This window comes from Flavobacterium sp. UBA4854, from assembly GCF_002399805.1.
Classification (GTDB): Bacteria; Bacteroidota; Bacteroidia; order Flavobacteriales; family Flavobacteriaceae; genus Flavobacterium; species Flavobacterium ginsengisoli.
In genome coordinates, this window is record NZ_DHEI01000164.1 from 37,029 (window position 1) to 41,562 (window position 4,534).

4 protein-coding genes and 1 pseudogene are annotated in these 4,534 nt (G+C 34.8%); 1 reads left to right on the forward strand and 4 read right to left on the reverse strand.

Features of this window, described 5'->3' with window-relative positions:
* Positions 1-203, reverse strand: a pseudogene (locus tag B3J44_RS24035) (SCO family protein); the annotation flags it as partial.
* Between the two features lie 226 nt (positions 204-429).
* Between B3J44_RS24035 and B3J44_RS24040 the strand changes: the two are divergent.
* On the forward strand, positions 430-2,487 hold the full coding sequence (locus B3J44_RS24040; protein WP_286972076.1) for a M13 family metallopeptidase: 2,058 nt from the start codon (positions 430-432) through the stop codon (positions 2,485-2,487).
* 258 nt (positions 2,488-2,745) lie between these two features.
* On the opposite strand, the gene B3J44_RS24045 is transcribed toward B3J44_RS24040, so the two are convergent.
* From B3J44_RS24045 to hemB, 3 genes are read right to left on the reverse strand one after another with little or no spacing between them, the layout of a single operon-like run.
* Entirely contained in the window at positions 2,746-3,144 is a 399-nt protein-coding gene (locus B3J44_RS24045) for a c-type cytochrome (protein WP_286972079.1), read from the reverse strand.
* Between the two features lie 11 nt (positions 3,145-3,155).
* On the reverse strand, positions 3,156-3,497 hold the full coding sequence (locus B3J44_RS24050) for a cupin domain-containing protein (protein ID WP_286972082.1): 342 nt from the start codon (positions 3,495-3,497) through the stop codon (positions 3,156-3,158).
* 1 nt (position 3,498) lies between these two features.
* Positions 3,499-4,494, reverse strand: coding sequence for a porphobilinogen synthase (gene hemB, locus B3J44_RS24055; RefSeq protein WP_286972085.1), 996 nt, complete (start codon positions 4,492-4,494; stop codon positions 3,499-3,501).
* Positions 4,495-4,534 lie beyond the last annotated feature (40 nt).

Sequence of the window (4,534 nt, forward strand, 5' to 3'; positions counted from 1 at the left end):
ATGAAAGAGAAATCGGCAATGGTGTGGTACTTGCTTTTATACTGAACGGTACTATCAACCAATTCAGGATTTACATCGGCAGGATTGTAAATTGGAAGTGTCTTTTTTGGTTTTAATGCAGAGTAAAACAAAGATATCGTAACAACCGAAAATACTATTAAAACAATAAAGAATTTGCGGTATTTGTATAAAAGCGATTTCATAAAAATAATTTGGCGCAAAAATACAAAAAGCAGATTTTAAAAACTTTACTGAATTATTTTTTTAACAGGCTTTTGTAACTTTTACTAAATATCGCAGACAAATACCTCAGTGCTAATTTTCTATTTGTGAAATTTATCTGTCTTTTTGACTTTGCAGTTAGAATTTTAACACAATTTTTGAAATAATAACAATATGTTTGTATTTTTCCTTAAACTATAATTTTTTATGAAAAAACAATTTGCTAAACCTGTGTTTGGTGTGATATCTGCAATGTTTGCAATTACTGCATCCCAAGCACAAAATGCTCCAAAGGAACCGGGTATCAATGTTTCGTATATGGATACGAAAATTAGTCCAAGTCAGGATTTTTTCAAATATGTAAACGGTACTTGGCTAGAAAAAACAGAAATTCCAAGTGATCGTACGACTTGGGGAAGTTTTAATGAACTAATTAAAAAGACTGACAAAGATGTAATGGCAGTTTTGCAAGATGCTTCAAAAAATCCAAAGTACAAATCTAATACAGATCAAGGAAAAGCAATTAACCTGTACAATACTTATTTAGATTCTATTGGAAGAAATAAAAGAGGAATCGAGCCTTTAAAACCTTATCTGAAAAAAATCGATGCAATTAAAAACATTGCTGATGTTCAGAAATATTTGGTTGAAATGGAAAAAGAAGGAAATGCTGGATTTTTCGGAATTTACATTGGAGCTGATGATAAAGACAGTTCTAAAAACTCTGTAAATTTAGGTCCAAGCGAATTAGGGCTTTCTGATAAAGATTATTATACTTCTGACGATAAAGATTCGAAAGAGAAACGTGCAAAATACGAATTGCATGTTGCGAGAATGCTTCAGTTTATTGGAGAATCTCCAGAAAAAGCAAAACAAAGCGCAGCCGAAATTTTAGCTCTTGAAACAGAATTGTCGCAACCAAGATTAAACAGAGTTGAAAGAAGAGACAGCCGTTTGCAATACAATCCAATGACAATTGCTGAACTTCAAAAGCTAACTCCATCAATCAAATGGAACGAATATTTTGCTGGTTTAGGAATCGTTAAATTAGAAAGTGTAATTGTGTCTGAGCCTAAATATATGACAGCTTTAGAAACTGTTTTCAAAGAAAACAAAGTTGCACAATGGAAAGAATACTTAAAATGGGATTTGTTAAACAATTCTGCAACTAAGTTGACAACAGCAATTGATAATGCTAATTTTGATTTTTATAGTAAAACATTAAGAGGAGCAATTAAACAGCTTCCTGCAGATGAGAGAGGACTTGCAGTAGTAAATCGCAATGTTGGAGAAGCACTTGGTAAATTGTATGTAGAGAAAGTTTTTCCTGCTGAAGCAAAAACGAAAGCTCTTGATATGATTCATAACGTTATTACGGCTTACCAAAACCGTATAAACAATTTGACTTGGATGTCTACAGATACAAAAGCTAAGGCAATAGAAAAGTTGAATAAAATTACCATAAAAGTTGGATATCCTGATAAATGGAAAGATTACTCTGCATTAACGATCAAAAGTATTGCTGAAGGCGGAACATATTTTGAGAATAATAAAAACATTGCAAAATGGAATTTCCAAAAAGGCATTGAAAAATTAGGCAAACCAGTTGATAAAACAGAATGGCATATGTCTCCTCAGACAGTAAACGCCTATTACAATCCGTCTTATAACGAAATTGTATTCCCTGCAGCAATCTTACAGCCACCTTTTTACAATTACCAAGCCGATGAAGCAGTTAATTACGGAGGAATCGGTGCTGTAATCGGTCACGAGATTTCTCACGGATTTGATGATTCTGGAGCACGTTACAATGCTGAAGGAAATTTAATAGACTGGTGGACAGAAGATGATTTGAAACAATTTACAGCTCTTGGAACAGATTTAGCTAATCAATACAGTGCTCTTGAGCCATTGCCAGGAATTCACGTAGACGGTCATTTTACTTTAGGTGAAAATATTGGAGACTTAGGTGGAATTAACGCTGCTTATGACGGTTTGCAATTGTATTTGAAAGCGCACGGAAATCCAGGTTTAATCGATGGATTTACGCCAGAACAACGTTTCTTTATTTCTTGGGCTACGGTTTGGAGAACAAAAACAAGAGATGAAGCAATCAAAAATCAAGTGAAAACAGATCCACACTCTCCGGGAATGTACAGAGCTTATGTTCCAATTCAAAATGTTGATGCTTTCTACAAAGCTTTCGATATTAAGAAAGGTGATAAAATGTACGTTGAACCAGAAAAACGAGTTAAAATCTGGTAATCAATTTTAATTATTAAAAAAGGGCGGTTCACTTTCGGAACCGCCCTTTTTTTCTGTTTTGATATAATTATACGATGTTCCGTAGGAACATTTCATCGGTAGAAAAAAAAATATTGACGCCCCATTTTTACGTTCCGTAGGAACGTTTGATTTTGACGTGAATTTTAACCATCCAGCATATCAAACGTTCCTACGGAACGTAAATGCTAAATAACATCATTTTCTACCGATGAAATGTTCCTACGGAACATCGTGTGATTATTTTAACTGACTGTAGATGTAAGCTTCAATTGCTTTTAATTCTTCATCAGACATGGCTTGTGTTATAGCAAAATTGGTTTTCATAACTTCAAACTGACTTGGGTCAACAATAGGTTCTGCATTTCCTTTCAGGAAAGTAACGATATCGCCATTTTTGTCTTTATAGATTTTGGCAATTTCTTTAATGCTTGGCCCAACTACTTTTTGATCTGGCTGATGGCAGGCAAAACAATTTCCAGCTCCTTCAAAAAGTTGTTTTCCTAGTTCTTCTGGACTTTTGGCTTTCGCCGATTCTCCTTCAGAAATAGATTCGGTTGCTGCGTTTGTTGGTTCAGAAGTTTCTTTTTTGCAAGAAGCCAATGCTAAAACTGCAGAGAGGAAAAATACCTTTTTCATGTTTTTAGATTTTATTCAATTGTAATTCGGTCATTATTTGTTGATGGCTGTGATATCACTAAAAAATCCAATTGTTCTTGGCTTTCATTGGCAATATAATGCTGTGTTTTTGCCTCAATCAATAAACCTTGATTTGCATTTACAATTTCAGTTTTTTCTCCATGATAAAAAGTTGCTGTGCCTTTTAGAATGAAAAAGAACTGCTGAGCATGATTATGAAAATGCAGTTTTTCTTTAGTTCCGCTTGGCATGCTTTCTTGTTTAACAGATAAACCTTCAGTATCTGCCAAAATCCAGCTGTTGCAATTGTCTCCCCATAAATAATGAGAAGCATTTTGTTTATCGACAACCATCTTATTTGTTTAATAAAATTGCTGCTTCTTTTGCGAAGTATGTCGAAATAAGATTAGCACCCGAACGTTTGATACACATTAACTGTTCCATCATAATTTTATCGTGATCCAGCCAACCTCTTTCAGATGCCGCTTTAATCATAGCATATTCTCCAGAAACCTGATAAACAGTTACAGGAACATGCACGGTATTTTTTATTTCGCGAACAATATCCAAATAAGCAATTCCTGGTTTTACCATAACCATATCTGCGCCTTCTTCTACGTCAGACAACGCTTCTTTAATCGCTTCGATACGATTCGCATAATCCATTTGGTATGTTTTTTTGTCTTTTGGAACCACAACATCAGCTTCTTTTGGAGCAGAATCTAAAGCATCTCTAAAAGGTCCGTAAAAAGCTGAAGCATATTTAGCAGAATAACTCATGATTCCAACATTCTGAAATCCTGCCGCATCCAAACCTTCGCGAAGGCGTAAAACGCGTCCATCCATCATATCACTTGGCGCAACAAAATCGGCACCAGCTTCTGCGTGCGAAACGGCCATTTTTACTAAAGCATCAACTGTACTGTCGTTTTCTACATCGCCATTTGTTATAATTCCGTCATGACCGTAAATTGAATACGGGTCCAAAGCCACATCTGGCATAACGATCATTTCTGGACAAGCCGCTTTTATGGCACGAATGGCTTGTTGCATTAATCCGTTAGCATTCCAAGCTTCTTTTCCAGTATTGTCTTTTAGGTTTTCGCTAACTTTTACATAAATATTTACAGCGCGAATCCCTAAATCATAAAGTTCTTTTACTTCTTCAACCGTTAAATCTATTGATCTTCTGAAAATTCCTGGCATAGACGGAATTTCGACTTTTACATTTTCTCCTTCAGCAATAAACATTGGAAACATAAAATCCGATGGACTTAAACTGGTTTCACGTACTAAAGAACGAATTGATTCATTTACTCTTAATCTTCTGCCTCTTTGTAATGGGAACATATAAATTTAGATTTTAGATTTTAGATTTCAGATTTTAACC